The following is a 17,059-nucleotide window of genomic DNA, read 5'->3' as shown; positions in this document are numbered from 1 at the left end:
GTGACTAGCGCCAGGCCTTGCGCAACCGCAGCAAGGCCTCGGCGATCTCCGGCTCGGGTACCGCGGCGAAACCCAGCACCAGACCCGCGCACTTATCCACAGGCGCTTCGCCGTTCTCAAGCCAATACGGGCTAAGCGCCTGCACTTCCACCCCCACCGCCTCGGCCTGCGCCACCAGTTGCGTTTCCCGGGCAACGCTATCCACATCCACCTTCACATGCAGGCCTGCCGCCACTTCCGGCATGGTGCCCAACCCAGAAACATCCTTGGGCCAGCCCGACTTGAGCACGTCGCGACGGGCCAGGGCCGCCCGGCGCATGCGTCGAATGTGACGCTGAAAGTGTCCCTGAGCCATGAATTGCGCCATCACACACTGAGTACCGACCTCGGAGTGTCGCACTGCCAGCGCGCGTGCCTGGCTGAACGGCTCGACCAGTCGCGGCGGCAGTACCAGGTAGCCCAAGCGCATGGCCGGAAAGGCGATCTTGCCGAAGGTGCCGACGTAGATCACCCGCTGCTGCCTGTCCAGCGCCGCCAGCGGGGCCAACGGCGCGCCGCTGTAGCGGTACTCGCCGTCGTAGTCGTCCTCGACGATCCAACCGTCGTGGCGCTCGGCCCAAGCCAGCAACGCCAGGCGCCGCGCCAGGCTCAGGGTGACGCCGGTCGGGTACTGGTGCGCGGGCGTCACATAGACCAATCGACAATCAGGCCAATCCGCCAGCCGCTCGCATTCCAGCCCCTGCTCGTCCACCGGCACGCCGCGCAGCGAAGCACCGGCCAGGGCAAACGCATGCCGAGCCGCACGATAGCCTGGGTTTTCCACAGCCACCTCATCGCCCGGCTGCAACAGCAGCTGTGCACAAAGGCTGATGGCCTGCTGTGCACCACTGGTGATCACAATTTGTTCAGCGGTGCACGACAGCCCGCGCGAGCGACGCATGTAGGCGGCGATCAGTTCGCGCAGCAATGGCTCGCCCGCCGGATCACCATAGCCGAGCACAGCGGGATCGGGATTTCGCCAGAAACCCGCCTGTAGCTTGGCCCAGACCTCGAACGGAAACAGATCGACTGCCGGCATGCCCAGTCGAAATGCCCGCGGTGCATCGGTTCGAGGCAGTGAAAGATGATGGCTGGCAAGGCGCTCGAGCGGCGCAGTGGAACGCGTCGAGCTGGATAAATACTCAGTATCAGAAGACGAAAATGTGGATAAACCTGTTGATAACCCCTGGGATAACCTTGTTGATAACTGTGTGGACAGTTTTTCCAGCCGACTCACATACGTGCCATCGCCGACTCGGCTTTCAATGAAGCCTTCGGCATACAGCTGATCGTAGGCACGCACCACGCTGTTGCGCGACAGCGCCAGCATCGAAGCCAGGTCACGGGTGGCCGGCAGGCGCGTACCACTGCTCAGGCGGCCATCCAGCACCCTTGCGCGCAGCGCCTGATACAGCTGCTGGCTGAGCCCGCGGCGCCGGTCCAAAACGATTCCGGCTGGGTCGAAAGACGATACGAGTGCGCGCTCAGTCATGAAATTGGACCTATGAAAATAGACTTCAATGGCTCTTACAGCAGACCAATAGCCTGCCTAGGATGGTCCCCATCGAACAAGGACTTTCATCATGCACATCGCCAAACCCTTCCAGGATCACGACCTTCAGCGTCTGCACCAGCACATGCAGAGCGCCCGCCTCGCCACCTTGATCAGCCACGGCGACCACGGCCTGCTGGCCACTCACCTGCCGGTACTGCTGGACACCGATGAGGGCGAGTTCGGCACGGTCTACGGCCACCTGGCGCGAGCCAATCGCCAGTGGCAGGACCTGCAGCGCGGCGGCGAGGCGCTGCTGGTGTTTGCAGGTGCGGATGCCTACGTCAGCCCCAGCTATTACCCGAGCAAGCACGACGATCCCAAGGTGGTGCCGACCTGGAACTACGTCGCGGTGCATGCCTACGGTGCGGTCGATGTCATGCACGACGCCGAGTCGCTGCTGCAGATCGTCAGCCGCCTGACCGACCTGCACGAGCAGGGCCGCAGCGAGCCCTGGGCGGTGGCCGATGCGCCAGCCGACTACATCGACGGCATGCTGCGCGCCATCGTCGGCATCCGCCTGCCGATCGCCCGCCTACAGGGCGCGCGCAAGCTCAGCCAGAACCGCAGCGCGGCGGACATCCAGGGCGTTCACGCCGGCCTGGCCGACAGCCGCGACCCACTCGACCAATCACTTGCCGCGCATATGCGCTCGCTCTAAAGGAGAATGCCCATGTCCACCGTCACGCTGCGGCCTGTCCGCGCCGAAGATCACGCCGCCTGGCTGCCGCTGTGGCAGGCCTACCTGCGCTTCTACGAAACCACCCTGGCCGAGGAGGTCAGCGCCAACAGCTGGCAGCGGCTGCTCGACCCCAGCGAACCCACCCATTCGACACTGGCCTGGGTCGATGGCAAGGCGGTGGGCATGGTCAACTTCATCTACCATCGTTCCAACTGGAGCATCGAGAACGCCTGCTACTTGCAGGATCTGTACGTCGACCCACAGCAGCGCGGCCTGGGCATCGGTCGTCAGTTGATCGAGCATGTCTGTGCCACGGCCAAGGCCGCCGGCTGCATCAAGGTGCACTGGCTGACCCACGAAACCAACGCCACAGCCATCGGCCTGTACCAACAGGTGGCCGAACGGCCAGGCTTCATCCAATTCCGCAAAGGGTTGTAAACGCCATGCCTGACGCACTGAACTGGACAGCTGCCAGGATTCCCGATGCTGCGCCCCTGGAGGGGCGCTTCATCCGCCTAGAAAAACTCGACCCGGCGCGCCACGGCGACGACCTCTGGGAAGTCCTGCAAGGTCCGGACGCCGACCCGGCCCTGTGGGACTATCTGCCCTATGGCCCCTTCACCGAGCGCGCCGCCTTCGACCGCTGGCTGCACGGCCATGCCGCCAGTGCAGATCCGCTGTTCTACAGCGTTATCGACAAAAACAGCGATCAGGCCCAAGGCCTGCTCAGCTACATGTCGATGGTGCCCGACCACGGTCGCTTCGAACTCGGCCACATCGCCTTCGGCGCCGCCATGCAGCGCACGCCCAAGGGCACCGAAGCGGTATACCTGCTGGGCAAACTTGGATTCGAACTGGGCAATCGCCGGCTGGAATGGAAGTGCAACGACGCCAACGCCCGCTCCAAGCGCGCCGCGCAGCGCTTCGGTTTCGTCTTCGAGGGAGTGTTCCGTCAACACATGGTGGTGAAGGGCCGCAACCGCGATACGGCGTGGTATGCGATCACCGACGGGCAATGGCCGCAGGTGGCGGCCGGTTTCGAGCGCTGGTTGGCGGCCGAGAACCAGCGGCCGGAAGGTCAGGTGCGAACGCTGGAAGACTGCCGACGGGCAAGCGACGGCGCTGGCAGCGCTACCTGATCCGGCTTGCGCGCCTGACCAGACCCATCTGCAAATCACTTCCTACGCCTCCATCTGCACTAAAACGCACCGCAAAAAAAGGGGAGCCTTCGCTCCCCATGAGGTAACCGCTTCACCCTCGAGCGCTGCGTATCAGCCCTCGATTTCGATCAGGATCTCACCCGGCGTGACCCGGTCGCCTTTGGCGACATGGATGGCCACGACCTTACCGGCGATGGCCGCCTGCACTTCGGTCTCCATCTTCATGGCCTCGGTGATCAGCACCGCCTGCCCGGCCTTGACCACATCGCCCTCCTTGACCAGCACATCGACGATGTTGCCCGGCATGGTGGTGCTGACATGGCCCGGCGCGCTGGCCTGCTTGCGCTTGCTGCTGCCGCCGCTGACGAAGTCGTTGAGTGGTTCGAACACCACTTCTTCCGGCATGCCATCGATCGACAGGTAGAAATGGCGCTTGCCTTCGGCCTTGACCCCGACACCGGTGATGTCCACGCGGTAGGTCTCGCCGTGCACGTCGATGACGAACTCGGTCGGCACGCCCTCACCGCCCACCGAGGCGGCGGCGCCGGCTTCGGGAATCGGCAGCAGCACTTCGGGCTTGAGCGTGCCGGCTTGGCGTTCCTCGAGGAACTTGCGACCGATGTCCGGGAACATGGCGAAGGTCAGCACGTCCTCTTCGCTGTGCGCCAGGCTGCCGATCTCGGCGCGCAGCTTGGCCATTTCCGGCTTGAGCAGGTCGGCCGGACGCACATCGATCACGTCTTCGCTGCCAATCGCCTGGCGCCGCAGTTGCTCATCGACCACACCTGGGGCCTTGCCGTAGCCGCCCTGCAGGTACAGCTTCACTTCGTTGGTGATGGTCTTGTAGCGCTCGCCGGCAAGCACGTTGAAGAACGCCTGAGTGCCAACGATCTGCGAGGTCGGCGTGACCAGTGGCGGGAAGCCGAGGTCTTCGCGCACCCGTGGGATTTCCGCCAGAACCTCGTTCATGCGGTTGAGCGCGCCCTGCTCCTTGAGCTGGTTGGCCAGGTTGGAAATCATCCCGCCCGGTACCTGGTTGACCTGCACGCGGGTGTCCACGGCGGTGAACTCGCTCTCGAACTGGTGGTACTTCTTGCGCACGGCATAGAAGTACAGGCCAATTTCCTGCAACAGTTCCAGATCCAGACCGGTGTCGAACTCGCTGCCCTTGAGCGCTGCGACCATCGATTCGGTGCCGGGATGGCTGGTGCCCCAGGCGAAGCTGGAGATGGCCGTGTCGATGTGATCCGCGCCATTTTCCACGGCCTTGAGCTGACACATGGCGGCCAGGCCGGCGGTGTCGTGAGAGTGGATGAACACCGGCAGCGACTGCTCGGCCTTCAGGGCCTTGACCAGTTCGCCGGTCGCGAACGGGGTCAGCAGGCCGGCCATGTCCTTGATCGCCACCGAGTCGCACCCCATGGCTTCCATCTGCTGGGCCTGCGTCACGAAGGCGTCGATGGTGTGCACCGGGCTGGTGGTGTAGGCGATGGTGCCTTGCGCGTGCTTGCCAGCCGCCTTCACCGCTTCGATGGCCACGCGCAGGTTACGCACGTCGTTCATGGCATCGAAAATACGGAAGACGTCGATGCCGTTGACTGCCGCCTTGGCCACGAACGCCTTGACCACGTCGTCGCTGTAGTGGCGGTAGCCCAGCAGGTTCTGCCCGCGCAGCAGCATCTGCAAGCGCGTGTTGGGCAGGGCTGCACGCAGTTGGCGCAGGCGCTCCCACGGGTCTTCCTTGAGGAAGCGCACACAGGCATCGAAGGTGGCGCCACCCCAGACTTCCAACGACCAGTAGCCCACTTTGTCGAGCTTGTCGCAGATCGGCAGCATGTCTTCGGTGCGCATGCGCGTGGCCAGCAGAGACTGGTGGGCATCACGCAGGATCGTGTCGGTTACATGGATTTTCTTGGACATTGTTATCTCCTTTTAGCGGCAAGCGTGTAGCGGTAAGCCGCAAGAAAAGCCGATCCGCTTCTACTTGCAGCTTGCCGCTCGCAGCTTGCCACTGCATTCAGATGCCGGCGTGGGCGGCGATGGCGGCGGCGATGGCCAGGGCCAATTCTTCGGGTTTGCGCTTGATCGAGTAGTTGGTCAGTTCAGGGTGGCTTTCGACGAAGCTGGTATTGAACTGGCCGCTACGGAATTCCGGGTTGCGCAAGATTTCCTGGTAGTACGCGGCGGTGGTCTTGACGCCCTGCACGCGCATGTCGTCCAAAGCCCGCAACCCGCGATCCATGGCCTCTTCCCAGGTCAGCGCCCAGACCACCAGCTTCAGGCACATCGAGTCGTAGAACGGCGGAATGGTGTAGCCGGTATAGATCGCCGTATCGGTACGCACGCCCGGGCCGCCGGGGGCGTAGTAACGGGTGATCTTGCCGAAGCTGGGCAGGAAGTTGTTCTTCGGGTCTTCGGCATTGATGCGGAACTGCAGCGCAAAGCCGCGGTGCACGATGTCTTCTTGCTTGACCGACAACGGCTCGCCCGAGGCAATGCGGATCTGCTCGCGGACAATGTCGATACCGGTGATTTCCTCGGTGATGGTGTGCTCCACCTGCACCCGCGTGTTCATTTCCATGAAGTACACCTCGCCCTCGGCGAGCAGAAACTCCACGGTGCCAGCGTTCTCGTAATTCACCGCCTTGGCGGCGCGCACCGCCAGGTCGCCGATGTAGGCGCGCTGCTCAGGGGTGAGCTGCGGGCTCGGGGCGATCTCGATGAGCTTCTGGTTGCGGCGCTGAATCGAGCAGTCGCGTTCGAACAGGTGCACCACGTTGCCGAAGCTGTCGCCGAGGATCTGCGCCTCGATGTGCTTGGGATTGACGATGCACTTTTCCAGGAACACCTCGGCCGAGCCGAAGGCCTTGGTCGCCTCGGAAATCACCCGTGGGAAGTTCTGTTCCAGTTCCTCGCGGCTGTTGCAGCGGCGGATACCGCGTCCGCCGCCACCGGAAGTGGCCTTGAGCATCACCGGGTAACCGATGCGGTCGCCTTCGCGCAGGGCCTCGTGGATATCGGCCACGTTGCCTTCGGTGCCAGGCGTGACGGGCACCCCGGCCTGGATCATGGTGCGCCGTGCTTCGGTCTTGTCGCCCATGCGGCGGATGACCTCGGCGGCCGGACCGATGAACTTGATTCCACGCTCGGCGCAGATTTCCGCAAGTTCAGCGTTTTCCGACAGGAAGCCGTAGCCCGGATGCAGGGCGTCGCAACCGGTTTCCACAGCCAGGTTCACCAGCTTGCGCGGGTTCAGGTAACCGGCCAGCGGCTCGACACCGATGCTGTAGGCCTCGTCGGCGCGCTTGACGTGCAAGGCATGCCGGTCGGCATCGGAAAAGATCGCGACGGAGCGGATGCCCATCTCGGCGCAAGCACGCACGATGCGGACTGCGATTTCACCCCGGTTGGCGATCAGGATTTTTTTTATCACTGGAGTCTTCCCAAAGCCGTTCGAACAGACGATCCGGATACACCGGTCGGCGCGTGACCAGACGCTGCTGGCCAGTCGCAGGTTCAAAACTAGCGCTGCTGATCGATAAACAAAAATCAATATTTGTTAGGGGCAGTATTAGCAAAAGCTTATAGTTCGGTTACAGGGTATTGCCGGGGTGTTCGGATAAATGCGTAAGTCATTGATGCGTATGACGTTGCGTCAACTGCAGATCTTCAATGAGGTGTGCGACCTGCGCTCCTACAGCCGCGCGGCCGAAGAAATGTCGCTCACGCAACCGGCCGTCAGCCTGCAAATCCGTCAGCTTGAGGAGCTGGTGGGTCAGCCGCTGTTCGAGTATGTGGGCAAGAAGTTGTACCTGACCGAAGCGGCCGAGGCACTGCAACGGGCCAGCCGGGACATCTTCGGCCGGCTGGAGAACTTCGACATGCAGCTGTCGGATATGCAGGGCTCACTGCAAGGGCAGTTGAAGCTGGCGATCGAATCCAGCGCCAAGCACTTCGTGCCTCATCTGTTCGCGGCGTTCAAGCGACGCCATCCTGAAGTCAACCTCACGCTGACCGTGGTCAATCGCGCCCAGGCGATTCGCCGGCTGTCGGACAACCGCGATGATCTGATCATCATGTCGATGGTGCCCCAGGACATGGGACTGGAGTTCCTGCCCTTTCTCAACAACCCGATCATCGCCGTAGCGCCGCCGGATCATCCGCTGTCACAGCCCGAGCGCCTGCGCTTGCAAGATCTGGAACCTCACACGCTGCTGGTCCGCGAACAGGGTTCAGGCACGCGCAAGGCCTGCGAGGAATACTTCAAGGACAAGCGCGTGCACTTTACCCAGACCCTCGAAGTGGCGTCTGCCGAGGCTCAGCGAGAGAGCGTGATCGCCGGTCTGGGCATCGCCCTGCTGACGCGACACGCGGTGAACATGGAGTTGGCTACCGGCCTGCTGCGCGAGCTGCCGGTGGAAGAACTGCCGCTGTTTCGCAGTTGGTGCGTGGTACAGGCCAAGGCCAAGCGACAGTCGCCGGTCGCCTTGGCCTTCCTGGCGTTCATTCGCAGCGAACGGGCGACGATCAGTGGGCTGGTGGAGCGATTTTCTGGGAAGCTGCCGGCACCACTTGCCACACCGTGATGTCTTGCAATTCGGGGTAATCGGCGATTTCACGAAGCAATTGACGCTGGTCGCAATAGCTTTCGATCGCACGGCGATATTCCATGCGACGCTGATCCTTTTCAGCCTGCTTGCGAGCCTTGGCGTTGGGTTGGTACGAACCGAAGTGATCGTTTGCCATTGCCTGTCTCCCAGATCGGATGCGGGAGCTTCAGGGTGGCGAGCGCGCTTTACCGATTGGTGACAGGCCGATGAATTTTGCGGGTCGCTAGCACGCAAGCGCGCTCAGTCGTCTGTCGCCTTGATCGACTTGGGCGACAACCGCAGGCTGCGCAAGCTGCGCTTGACGCTCTTGAGGTGATTCACCAGGCTCGGGCCACGCGCCATGGCCACGCCCATCGCCAGCACGTCGATCACCACCAGGTGGGCGATGCGTGACGTCAGCGGAGTGTAGATTTCGGTGTCTTCGTGCACATCGATGGCCAGGTTGACGGTCGACAGTTCCGCCAATGGGGTTTGGCTGGGGCACAGGGTGATGAGGTTGGCGCCGCTTTCGCGCACCAGATTCGCGGTGATCAGCAGGTCCTTGGAGCGCCCCGACTGGGAGATGCACACCGCCACGTCGCCCGGCTTGAGCGTGACCGCGGACATGGCCTGCATGTGCGGGTCCGAATAGGCCGCCGCACTGAGCAACAAGCGGAAGAACTTGTGCTGAGCGTCGGCGGCCACTGCGCCTGAGGCACCGAAACCGTAGAACTCCACGCGCTGGGCTTGGGCCATGGCGCTGACCGCCTGCTGCAGGGCCTGCGGGTCGAGGTGCTCGCGCACCTCCATCAGCGTGTGCAGCGTAGTGTCGAAGATCTTCAGGCTGTAGTCGGCCACCGAGTCGTCTTCATGGATGGCGAACTGTCCGAAGCTGGCGCCCGCCGCCAGGCTCTGCGCCAGCTTGAGCTTGAGATCCTGGAACCCGGAGCAGCCGATGGCCCGGCAGAAACGCACGATGGTCGGCTCGCTGATACCGACGTTATGCGCCAGATCGGCCATTGAGCTGTGCATGACGGCAGCCGGATCGAGCAGCACATGGTCGGCCACTTTCAGTTCCGATTTGCGCAGCAGATGGCGCGATTGGGCGATGTGTTGCAACAGATTCACAGGCTTGACTCGGTTATGATCGGCTGGCCGGGGATGTAGCTATCTTGTAGTTATACTACATGACCGGCGGACCGCCCAGCTAAACGAACGTGGGAGCGTGGTGGCTTGAGTATTCCCTGCGACATCTTGGTTTTCGGCGGTACTGGCGATCTGGCCCTGCGCAAGCTGCTGCCGGCGCTCTATCAGTTGTATCGCCAAAACCGCCTGCACAATGCCGTACGCATCATCGCCCTGGCCCGCCAGCCACTGTCGCGTCGCGACTACCTCAAGCGCGTCGAACGTCATGGCCGGGCGCAGATCGCCCCTGCCGACTTCGACGACGAACTGTGGCGACGCTTCTGCGCGCGCCTGGACTACTTCGCCATGGACGCCGCCCAAGGCGCCGACTTCGTCCGCCTGGCCCGCTATCTTGGCGAACCGGGTGGCCTCACGCGAATCTTCTACCTGGCCACCGCGCCCAGTCTGTTTGCCTCGATCGCCGGCCACCTGCGCCTGGCAGGCCTGGCCGACCCGGAAGCGCGCATCGTGCTGGAAAAGCCCATCGGCCATTCGCTGGCGTCGGCCCAAGCGATCAATCACGCCATCGGTGCTGTATTCGAGGAGTCCCAGGTGTTTCGCATCGATCACTACCTGGGCAAGGAAACCGTGCAGAACCTCATGGCCCTGCGTTTCGCCAACGCCCTGCTGGAGCCGGTGTGGCGCAACGCGCAGGTCGATCATGTGCAGATCAGCGTGTGCGAAACCCTCGGCGTGGAGAATCGCGGTGCCTACTACGATCGCGCCGGCGCCACCCGCGACATGCTGCAGAACCACCTGTTGCAGTTGCTGTGCCTGGTGGCCATGGAGCCTCCGGCGCAGTTCGAGGCCGAGGCCGTGCGCGACGAGAAGGTGAAGATTCTGCGCGCCCTGCGTCCACTCGGCGACCAGGACGTGCAGGACCAGACCGTACGCGGGCAGTACAGCGCCGGTCGAATCGGCGGTCAGGAGGTGCCGGCCTACTATTTTGAAAAAGACGTGGACCACGACAGCGACACCGAAACCTTCGTCGCCGTCCAGGCGCACATCGAGAACTGGCGCTGGGCCGGGGTGCCGTTCTACCTGCGTACCGGCAAGCGCATGGCGCGGCGTTCATCGCAGATCGTCATCCAGTTCAAGCCGGTGCCCCACGCGCTGTTCGCCGGTGAACAGGTCAACCAGTTGCTGATCCGGCTGCAACCCGAAGAGCGCATCAGCCTGCGCATGATGACCAAGCGCCCTGGCAAGGGCATGCACCTGGCCCCGGTCGACCTGGACCTGAACCTGGCCCAGGCGTTCGGCCACACCCGCCGCTGGGACGCCTATGAGCGCCTGCTGCTGGATATCCTGGAAGGCGATTCCACCCTGTTCATGCGCCGCGACGAGGTGGAAGCGGCCTGGGCCTGGATCGACCCGATCCTCAAGGGCTGGGAAACACACTTCCAGGCGCCCCGCCCTTACCCGGCCGGCAGTAACGGGCCGGAACAGGCCAACAGCCTGCTGGCGAACCAGGGAAGGCAGTGGCATGACTGAAATCTTTCGTCCTGCAATCGCGACCTGCCAAGGCGCATCGTTGCGCTGAAGCGACGCATGCCGCGTAACGCCCATTGCAGGAAAAACCCTCATGACCGAATCGAAGCATTGGACTGCAACGCAGACCGACAGATTGCTGCGCGTTGAAGCCACAGTCACCGTGGCCAACCCCGGGGTCACCCCGCTGCTGGTGCCATCGCGCATTCAGGACAGGTCATCCAACATGAATCTGGATCTGGTCCTGGAGCAGGAGGACGGGATTCACCTCGCGGTGATGACTGACAAACCGGTGGTGTTCGAAAAAGACTTCGGCTACCCGGTACGCCTGGTCGTCGTCATCCACGACGGTAAGGCAATCGAAACCTTGCGCGTGAACGCGCAGCACTGACGCGGCCGACCCATCGCGGGAACGATTCGCCGACGGTCATTGCTGCAGCAGTTTCTCGAAATCCTCAGCCTCCAATGGACGACTGATCAGGTAACCCTGGACCTCGTCGCAACCCTGCTCACGCAGGAACGACAATTGCTCTGGGGTTTCCACGCCCTCGGCTACCACTTCGAGCCCCAGACTCTTGGCCATGCCGATGATCGCCCGGATGATCGCGGCATCCTGGTTGCCCTCATGCAGGCCACGGATGAATGCCTGGTCGATCTTCACGTAATCCACCGGGAAGCGCTTCAGGTAGCTCAGCGACGAATAGCCCGTGCCGAAGTCATCGATCGCCAGCTTCACCCCTAGCGCATGCAATTGTTCGAACGTGGCAATGATGTGCTCGACGTTGTCGAGCAACTGGCTTTCGGTGAGTTCCAGTTCCAGTAGATGCGGCGCCAACCCGGTCTCTTCCAGTACCTGACGGACCAGACTGACCACCTTGCCCTGGCGCAACTGGTACACCGACAGGTTCACCGAGACCCGGATGTCTCGGCCCTGGCGCAACCATTCGCACGCTTGCCAGCACGCCTGGCGCAGGACGAATTCGCCCATCGGCGCGATCAGCCCGGTTTCTTCCGCCAGCCCGATGAATTCGCTGGGCGGCACCATGCCCCATTGCGGATGCTGCCAACGTACCAGGGCTTCGGCCGCATTCAGACGGCCACTGCGCAGGCACATCTTGGGTTGGTAGAACACCCGCAATTGGTTCTCGACCAAGGCCTTGCGTAGGTGGTTCTCCAGTTGCAGGCGCTCCAGCGTGCTGGCGCGCAGGCTCTCGGTGTAGAACTGGAAACAGTCACCACCCAAGTGCTTGGCGTGCTGCTTGGCCATGTCAGCCTGGTTGAGCAGCGCCTCAAGGTCGCAGGAAGGATCCGTCAGCAGGCTGATCCCCACCGAGGCACTGACCACCACTTCGTGGTCACCCAACTGCTGCGGGACACGCAGCTTGTCGAGCAGGCGCGTGGTGACCCGAACCAGGCTCGACAAATGGCTGTAGCCATCGAACAGCACCACGAATTCGTCACCCGATATACGCGCCACCGTATCGGCCTCGGGTACTGCGTTGGCCAGACGTCGCGCCATCTGCCTGAGCAATTGGTCGGCCAGCGCCTGACCTAGGCTTTCATTGAGCAGCTTGAAGCGGTCCAGGTCCACGTGCAGCAAGGCCAAGGTGCGGCCGTTGAGCCGAACCCGCTGGCGTGCCTGATCCAGGCGCAGGCGGAACAGCATGCGGTTGGCCAGGCCAGTGAGTTCATCGTAATGAGCCAGATGACGCAAACGCTCCTCCGACTGACGGCGCGTCGACAGGTCGGTGCAGAACGCAACGATGTTGCTGAGCCTGCCGTTGCCGTCGTGCACGCCGTTGAGCTGCAACCACTGCGGGTACAACTCACCGTTGCTGCGTGCCTCGACCAGTTCACCCTGCCAACGGCCTTGCTGTTGCAACGCTTCGCGGATCGACTCGCTGTGACGCTGCGCATCGCGGCTGCTCGGCAGCTGCAACAGGTTGCGCGACAGCAACTCTTCGCGAGCGTGGCCGGTGAGTGTGCAATAGGGCTGGTTCACCGCCAGCACCTGGAAGTGTGCGTCGAGGATGGCGATGCCCTCGCTGGCGGCCTCGAACACCGTGGCGGCCAGGCGTTGCTGCTCTTCATGCACAGCCAGGCGTTGCGCGCTGGCGCCCAGTGCCTGATGCGCGAGGTCCAGCTCACGGCCACGTTCGCTCACCCGCTGCTCCAGGCAGTGCTGGGCATGACGTAGCTGCGTTTCGACCTGACGGCGCTGCTTGACCTCCTCACTCAGCGCCAGGTTCAACCGCTCGCCCTGGCGCTGTGCCTGCTGCAGATGTTCGATCAACGCCTGGTTCTGGAAGCGGCGCAACAGACCGTTCTCGATCAGCCGATTGATCTGCCAAGCCACCACGAACAGCGCGCCCAAGAGCATCAGACCCAGCCAACCCCAGCCGCGCTGCGCGCCACCCTCGTAGATGAAGAGAAAGCCGATCGGCGGCAGCAGCCCCGGCAGCACGAAACTGAGAAAGGCGGGCAGACTCACCGCATAGGCGACGCTGGCCGACAGCGCCGCAGCGCCCAGCAAGCCGAACACCCAGGCCTGCTGGACGAAGCTGTCCACCGGCACCAAGGCGAGCGCGGCACAGGCCAGGGTCAGCCCACTGAAGGCAGACCCGCCGAGAAACAGTCGCCACCAATTCGGTTGCGCCTGCCGTGGCGCAGGCGCCGCCTCGAAGGCCGCCACCTGAATCACGCGCAGGCCCACCAACGCCAGGAGCCAGAGCGTCCACACGCACACCAGCAGGTAGCGGGCCGGACTCCATAGCAGCCAGGCACACAGCAGGCCGTTGAGCAACATGAGCAGAGTGGGTAGCAAGGAGCCTTGATACAGCAGGCGGGTGCGCTCGATGGAGAGCTCGGTTGCGAATTGCCTGCGAACGCGCTTCGTCGTGTCGGGTAATGCGTCGATCACCATGCAATTCTGGGTCATATGGCAGTGTTCTTGTAATGGTCAGCCGCTAACGGTCACGGAGAATACACAACACCGCCCGCTGACCAAACTGCTGTACGTCATGTTTTCACAACAGCCCTGTCCTTTGTCCGCTGCTCCTTGCCGATGAACGGCCCGCCGCAATGCCCGAGATTTATCAGCAACGCGTTTGCCCCCGCCCCCGCGCGCCCCTAGAATGGCCGGATGCACACTGATGACCTCTCCCTCCTGCTCAATTCCCTTAACGATGCCCAGCGCCAGGCCGTAGCCGCTGCGCGTGGCCGTCAACTGGTGCTGGCTGGCGCCGGCTCCGGCAAGACCCGCGTACTGGTGCACCGCATCGCCTGGCTGATCCAGGTCGAGCAGGCCTCGCCGCACTCCATCCTGTCGGTGACGTTCACCAACAAGGCGGCGGCCGAGATGCGCCATCGCATCGAGCAGTTGCTGGGCATCAACCCGGCCGGTATGTGGGTCGGCACCTTCCACGGCCTGGCGCACCGCCTGCTGCGTGCCCATTGGCAGGAAGCGCAGCTGACGCAGAACTTCCAGATTCTCGACAGCGACGATCAGCAGCGCCTGGTCAAACGCGTAATCCGCGAAATGGGTCTGGACGAGCAACGCTGGCCCGCTCGCCAGGCCCAGTGGTTCATCAACGGGCAAAAGGACGAAGGCCTGCGCCCGCAGCACATCCAGCCAGGCGGCGATCTGTTCCTGGCCACCATGCGTGGCATCTACGAAGCTTACGAACAGGCCTGCGAACGCGCCGGTGTCATCGATTTCTCCGAACTGCTGCTGCGCGCCCTGGACCTGTGGCGCGACCACCCTGGCCTGCTGGAGCACTATCAGCGCCGCTTCCGCCACGTGCTGGTGGACGAGTTCCAGGACACCAACGCCGTGCAGTACGCCTGGTTGCGCCTGTTGGCCGCAGGCGGCGACAGCCTGATGGCGGTGGGCGACGACGACCAGTCCATCTATGGCTGGCGCGGGGCCAAGATCGAGAACATCCATCAGTACACCGCCGACTTCCCCGATGCCGAGCTGATCCGCCTGGAGCAGAACTACCGCTCCACGGGCGGCATTCTCAAAGCAGCCAACGCCTTGATCGCCAATAACAGTGGGCGTCTGGGCAAGGAACTGTGGACCGACCTGGGCGAAGGCGAACCCATCACGCTGTATGCGGCCTACAACGAGCACGACGAAGCACGCTACGTGGTCGAGAGCATCGAGCGCGTGATCAAGGACGGCCACTCACGCAATGACATTGCCATCCTCTATCGCTCCAACGCCCAGTCGCGGGTGCTCGAGGAGGCGCTGCTGCGCGAGCGTATTCCCTACCGCATCTATGGCGGCCAGCGCTTCTTCGAACGCGCCGAGATCAAGAACGCCATGGCCTACCTGCGCCTGCTCGAAGGGCGCGGCAACGACGCAGCCCTGGAGCGGGTCATCAACGTGCCGCCACGCGGTATCGGCGAAAAAACCGTCGAGGCCATCCGCGAGCACGCTCGCCACAGCCAGTCGTCGATGTGGGATGCCATGTGCCAGTTGCTCGCCGCCAAGGCCCTCAAGGGTCGCGCGGCAAGCGCGCTGGGCGGCTTCATCGAATTGATGGAGAACCTCGCGGCCAAGGTCAGCGAGATGCCGCTGCACACGATGACCCAGACCGTGATCGAGCAATCCGGGCTGATCGTTTATCACCAGGAAGAGAAAGGCGAGAAGGGCCAGGCGCGGGTGGAAAACCTTGAGGAACTGGTCAGCGCCGCGCGCAACTTCGAGACCAGCGAAGACGACGGCGACCTGTCGCCGCTGTCCGCCTTCCTCGGCCACGCTTCGCTCGAAGCAGGCGATGCCCAGGCCGATGAGCACGAAGACAGCGTGCAATTGATGACCCTGCACAGTGCCAAAGGCCTTGAGTTCCCCTATGTGTTCCTGGTCGGCCTGGAAGAAGGGCTGTTCCCGCACAAGATGAGCCTGGAAGAGCCGGGACGTCTGGAAGAAGAGCGCAGGCTGGCGTATGTCGGTATCACGCGGGCCATGCGCCAGTTGATCATGTCCTACGCCGAAACGCGCCGTCTGTATGGCAGTGAGACGTACAACAAGGTGTCACGCTTCGTTCGGGAAATTCCGGCCGGGTTGATTCAGGAGGTGCGCCTGTCCAACTCGGTCAGTCGCCCCTTCGGCGGCGCTCAGACCCAGGCCAGCAGCCTGTTCGCCAATGCCGCGATCCCGCAGACCGCCTTCAGCCTCGGCCAGCGGGTTCAGCACTCGGTATTCGGCGAGGGCGTGATCCTCAACTTCGAAGGGTCCGGCGCCCAGGCGCGGGTGCAGGTGAACTTCGACGAAGGCAGCAAATGGTTGATGCTGGGGTACGCCAAGCTGGAAGCGATCTGAGGGCAAAGGGATCTCAGTGAGGTTCCTTTTTCAGACAACCTTTCCAGACTCTGCCTACAGACTCTTCCAAACATCGCCCTGCCCGCCAGGCAAAAGCTCGAAACATTCTTACGCTGGCCTTGTCTGTCAGATCATGTGCACCATGACGCGCGTGCAATCCACAAAACGGGAAATCCCATCTTATGCAACGTTTTCTTAGCATCGCACTGGCGCTCTGCGTCGGCCTGACGCTGAGCCTCGACGCCAATGCCAAGCGCTTCGGCGGTGGCAAGAGCTCGGGCGCAGCGCCCATGCACCAGACCCGCCAGGCCTCCCCCACTACGCCTGCCGCCACGCCAACCGCTCCGGGCCGCGCCCCGGCCGCTGCCAGCGGTGCTTCGCGCTGGCTGGGTCCATTGGCCGGTATCGCTGCTGGTGGCCTGCTGGCCTCCATGTTCATGGGCGATGGCTTCCAGGGCATGCAGATCTTCGACTTCCTGATCATGGGCCTGATTGCCTTCCTGGTCTTCCGCTTCATCGCCGCACGTCGCCGTCAGCAGCAGCCACAGGCTGCGGGTCACGCGCCGTACCAGCGTGAAGTACAGCCACAAGCGCAGCAGCCTGCCCAGTCGATCTTCGGCGGTTCGGCCGCACCGGTCGCCGCGCCGGTGATCAACGCGCCGGCCTGGTTCAACGAGCAGAACTTCCTGGCCGCCGCACGCAACCACTTCCAGACCCTGCAGCAGCACTGGGACGCGAACGAGATGGACAAGATCGCCGAGTTCGTCACCCCGCAGATGCTTGAGTTCCTCAAGCGCGAGCGCGCCGAACAAGGTGATGGCTTCCAGTCCACCTACATCGACGACCTCGACGTGCAACTGGACGGCGTCGAAGACCGTGCCGACAAGACCGTCGCGACCTTGACCTTCCGTGGCGTGTCGAAGAACTCTCGCTTCGATCAAGGCGAAGCCTTCAGCGAAAGCTGGCACATGGAGCGTGCACAGGGCGAGAACCAGCCCTGGATGCTGGCCGGTATTCGCCAGAACGGCTGATTCCGAT

At 63.1% G+C, this 17,059-nt stretch carries 14 protein-coding genes; 8 read left to right on the top strand and 6 right to left on the bottom strand.

The genetic code is table 11. The features are described 5' to 3' along the window. Positions 1-4: 4 nt before the first annotated feature. Positions 5-1,531 (bottom strand): PLP-dependent aminotransferase family protein, encoded by a 1,527-nt coding sequence (locus Q7C30_RS13325; protein ID WP_317871771.1) that lies wholly within the window; start codon positions 1,529-1,531, stop codon positions 5-7. A gap of 91 nt (positions 1,532-1,622) precedes the next feature. Between Q7C30_RS13325 and Q7C30_RS13320 the strand changes: the two genes are divergently transcribed. The 3 genes from Q7C30_RS13320 to Q7C30_RS13310 are packed head-to-tail and all read left to right on the top strand — an operon-like array spanning position 1,623 to position 3,412. Then, positions 1,623-2,252 carry an FMN-binding negative transcriptional regulator gene (locus tag Q7C30_RS13320; protein WP_317871770.1) on the top strand — a complete coding sequence of 210 codons (630 nt, stop codon included), beginning with the start codon at positions 1,623-1,625 and terminating at the stop codon, positions 2,250-2,252. Between the two features lie 12 nt (positions 2,253-2,264). Next, a complete protein-coding gene (locus Q7C30_RS13315; protein ID WP_039582407.1) occupies positions 2,265-2,711 on the top strand; it encodes a GNAT family N-acetyltransferase in 447 nt (148 codons plus the stop codon). Between the two features lie 5 nt (positions 2,712-2,716). Continuing rightward, positions 2,717-3,412: a GNAT family protein gene (locus Q7C30_RS13310; protein WP_317871769.1), complete on the top strand. Its 696-nt coding sequence runs from the start codon at positions 2,717-2,719 to the stop codon at positions 3,410-3,412. A 132-nt stretch (positions 3,413-3,544) separates the two neighbouring features. Here the strand turns inward: Q7C30_RS13310 and oadA are convergent, their stop codons facing one another. Together oadA and Q7C30_RS13300 are read right to left on the bottom strand one after the other, a co-directional pair. Beyond that, a complete protein-coding gene (gene oadA, locus Q7C30_RS13305) occupies positions 3,545-5,353 on the bottom strand; it encodes a sodium-extruding oxaloacetate decarboxylase subunit alpha (RefSeq protein ID WP_317871768.1) in 1,809 nt (602 codons plus the stop codon). Positions 5,354-5,450: 97 nt separating this feature from the next. Further along, the gene (locus Q7C30_RS13300) at positions 5,451-6,866 is read right to left on the bottom strand and encodes an acetyl-CoA carboxylase biotin carboxylase subunit (protein ID WP_317871767.1); all 1,416 of its coding nucleotides are present in this window, start codon (positions 6,864-6,866) and stop codon (positions 5,451-5,453) included. A gap of 190 nt (positions 6,867-7,056) precedes the next feature. Here Q7C30_RS13300 and Q7C30_RS13295 point away from each other — a divergent pair, with 190 nt between their 5' ends. Beyond that, complete coding sequence (locus Q7C30_RS13295) at positions 7,057-8,019, top strand: LysR family transcriptional regulator (protein ID WP_029612231.1); 963 nt, start codon at positions 7,057-7,059, stop codon at positions 8,017-8,019. Here Q7C30_RS13295 and Q7C30_RS13290 read toward each other — a convergent pair. Beyond that, positions 7,961-8,179: a hypothetical protein gene (locus tag Q7C30_RS13290; RefSeq protein WP_029612230.1), complete on the bottom strand. Its 219-nt coding sequence runs from the start codon at positions 8,177-8,179 to the stop codon at positions 7,961-7,963. The two genes, Q7C30_RS13295 and Q7C30_RS13290, sit on opposite strands and share 59 nt — an antisense overlap. 104 nt (positions 8,180-8,283) lie before the next feature. Further along, positions 8,284-9,150, bottom strand: coding sequence for a transcriptional regulator HexR (gene hexR / locus Q7C30_RS13285; protein WP_039582397.1), 867 nt, complete (start codon positions 9,148-9,150; stop codon positions 8,284-8,286). A 105-nt stretch (positions 9,151-9,255) separates the two neighbouring features. Here hexR and zwf point away from each other — a divergent pair, with 105 nt between their 5' ends. Together zwf and Q7C30_RS13275 are read left to right on the top strand one after the other, a co-directional pair. Next, positions 9,256-10,698, top strand: coding sequence for a glucose-6-phosphate dehydrogenase (zwf, locus tag Q7C30_RS13280; protein WP_317871766.1), 1,443 nt, complete (start codon positions 9,256-9,258; stop codon positions 10,696-10,698). Positions 10,699-10,789: 91 nt separating this feature from the next. Next, complete coding sequence (locus Q7C30_RS13275) at positions 10,790-11,086, top strand: hypothetical protein (RefSeq protein ID WP_317871765.1); 297 nt, start codon at positions 10,790-10,792, stop codon at positions 11,084-11,086. 36 nt (positions 11,087-11,122) lie between these two features. On the opposite strand, the gene Q7C30_RS13270 is transcribed toward Q7C30_RS13275, so the two are convergent. After that, on the bottom strand, positions 11,123-13,633 hold the full coding sequence (locus Q7C30_RS13270) for an EAL domain-containing protein (RefSeq protein WP_317871764.1): 2,511 nt from the start codon (positions 13,631-13,633) through the stop codon (positions 11,123-11,125). Between the two features lie 204 nt (positions 13,634-13,837). Between Q7C30_RS13270 and uvrD the strand changes: the two genes are divergently transcribed. Both uvrD and Q7C30_RS13260 read left to right on the top strand, forming a co-directional pair. Then, positions 13,838-16,021, top strand: a complete 2,184-nt coding sequence (gene uvrD, locus Q7C30_RS13265) for a DNA helicase II (RefSeq protein ID WP_317871763.1) — start codon at positions 13,838-13,840, stop codon at positions 16,019-16,021. A 182-nt stretch (positions 16,022-16,203) separates the two neighbouring features. Continuing rightward, positions 16,204-17,052, top strand: coding sequence for a Tim44 domain-containing protein (locus Q7C30_RS13260; RefSeq protein ID WP_317871762.1), 849 nt, complete (start codon positions 16,204-16,206; stop codon positions 17,050-17,052). Positions 17,053-17,059: the final 7 nt, after the last annotated feature.

Origin of the sequence: Pseudomonas sp. RAC1 (assembly GCF_030658255.1) — a bacterium.
Taxonomy (GTDB): Bacteria; Pseudomonadota; Gammaproteobacteria; order Pseudomonadales; family Pseudomonadaceae; genus Aquipseudomonas; species Aquipseudomonas boreofloridensis.
This window is presented reverse-complemented; position numbering and strand designations above follow the sequence as displayed.

Bases quoted from the DNA above. Each gene is read 5' to 3' on its own strand.
- Q7C30_RS13310 (WP_317871769.1), top strand. From the start codon at position 2,717: ATGCCTGACGCACTGAACTGGACAGCTGCCAGGATTCCCGATGCTGCG.
- Q7C30_RS13325 (WP_317871771.1), bottom strand. From the start codon at position 1,531: ATGACTGAGCGCGCACTCGTATCGTCTTTCGACCCAGCCGGAATCGTT.
- Q7C30_RS13270 (WP_317871764.1), bottom strand. From the start codon at position 13,633: ATGACCCAGAATTGCATGGTGATCGACGCATTACCCGACACGACGAAG.
- Q7C30_RS13275 (WP_317871765.1), top strand. From the start codon at position 10,790: ATGACCGAATCGAAGCATTGGACTGCAACGCAGACCGACAGATTGCTG.
- Q7C30_RS13315 (WP_039582407.1), top strand. From the start codon at position 2,265: ATGTCCACCGTCACGCTGCGGCCTGTCCGCGCCGAAGATCACGCCGCC.
- oadA (WP_317871768.1), bottom strand. From the start codon at position 5,353: ATGTCCAAGAAAATCCATGTAACCGACACGATCCTGCGTGATGCCCAC.
- Q7C30_RS13295 (WP_029612231.1), top strand. From the start codon at position 7,057: ATGCGTAAGTCATTGATGCGTATGACGTTGCGTCAACTGCAGATCTTC.
- Q7C30_RS13320 (WP_317871770.1), top strand. From the start codon at position 1,623: ATGCACATCGCCAAACCCTTCCAGGATCACGACCTTCAGCGTCTGCAC.
- Q7C30_RS13260 (WP_317871762.1), top strand. From the start codon at position 16,204: ATGCAACGTTTTCTTAGCATCGCACTGGCGCTCTGCGTCGGCCTGACG.
- uvrD (WP_317871763.1), top strand. From the start codon at position 13,838: ATGCACACTGATGACCTCTCCCTCCTGCTCAATTCCCTTAACGATGCC.
- Q7C30_RS13290 (WP_029612230.1), bottom strand. From the start codon at position 8,179: ATGGCAAACGATCACTTCGGTTCGTACCAACCCAACGCCAAGGCTCGC.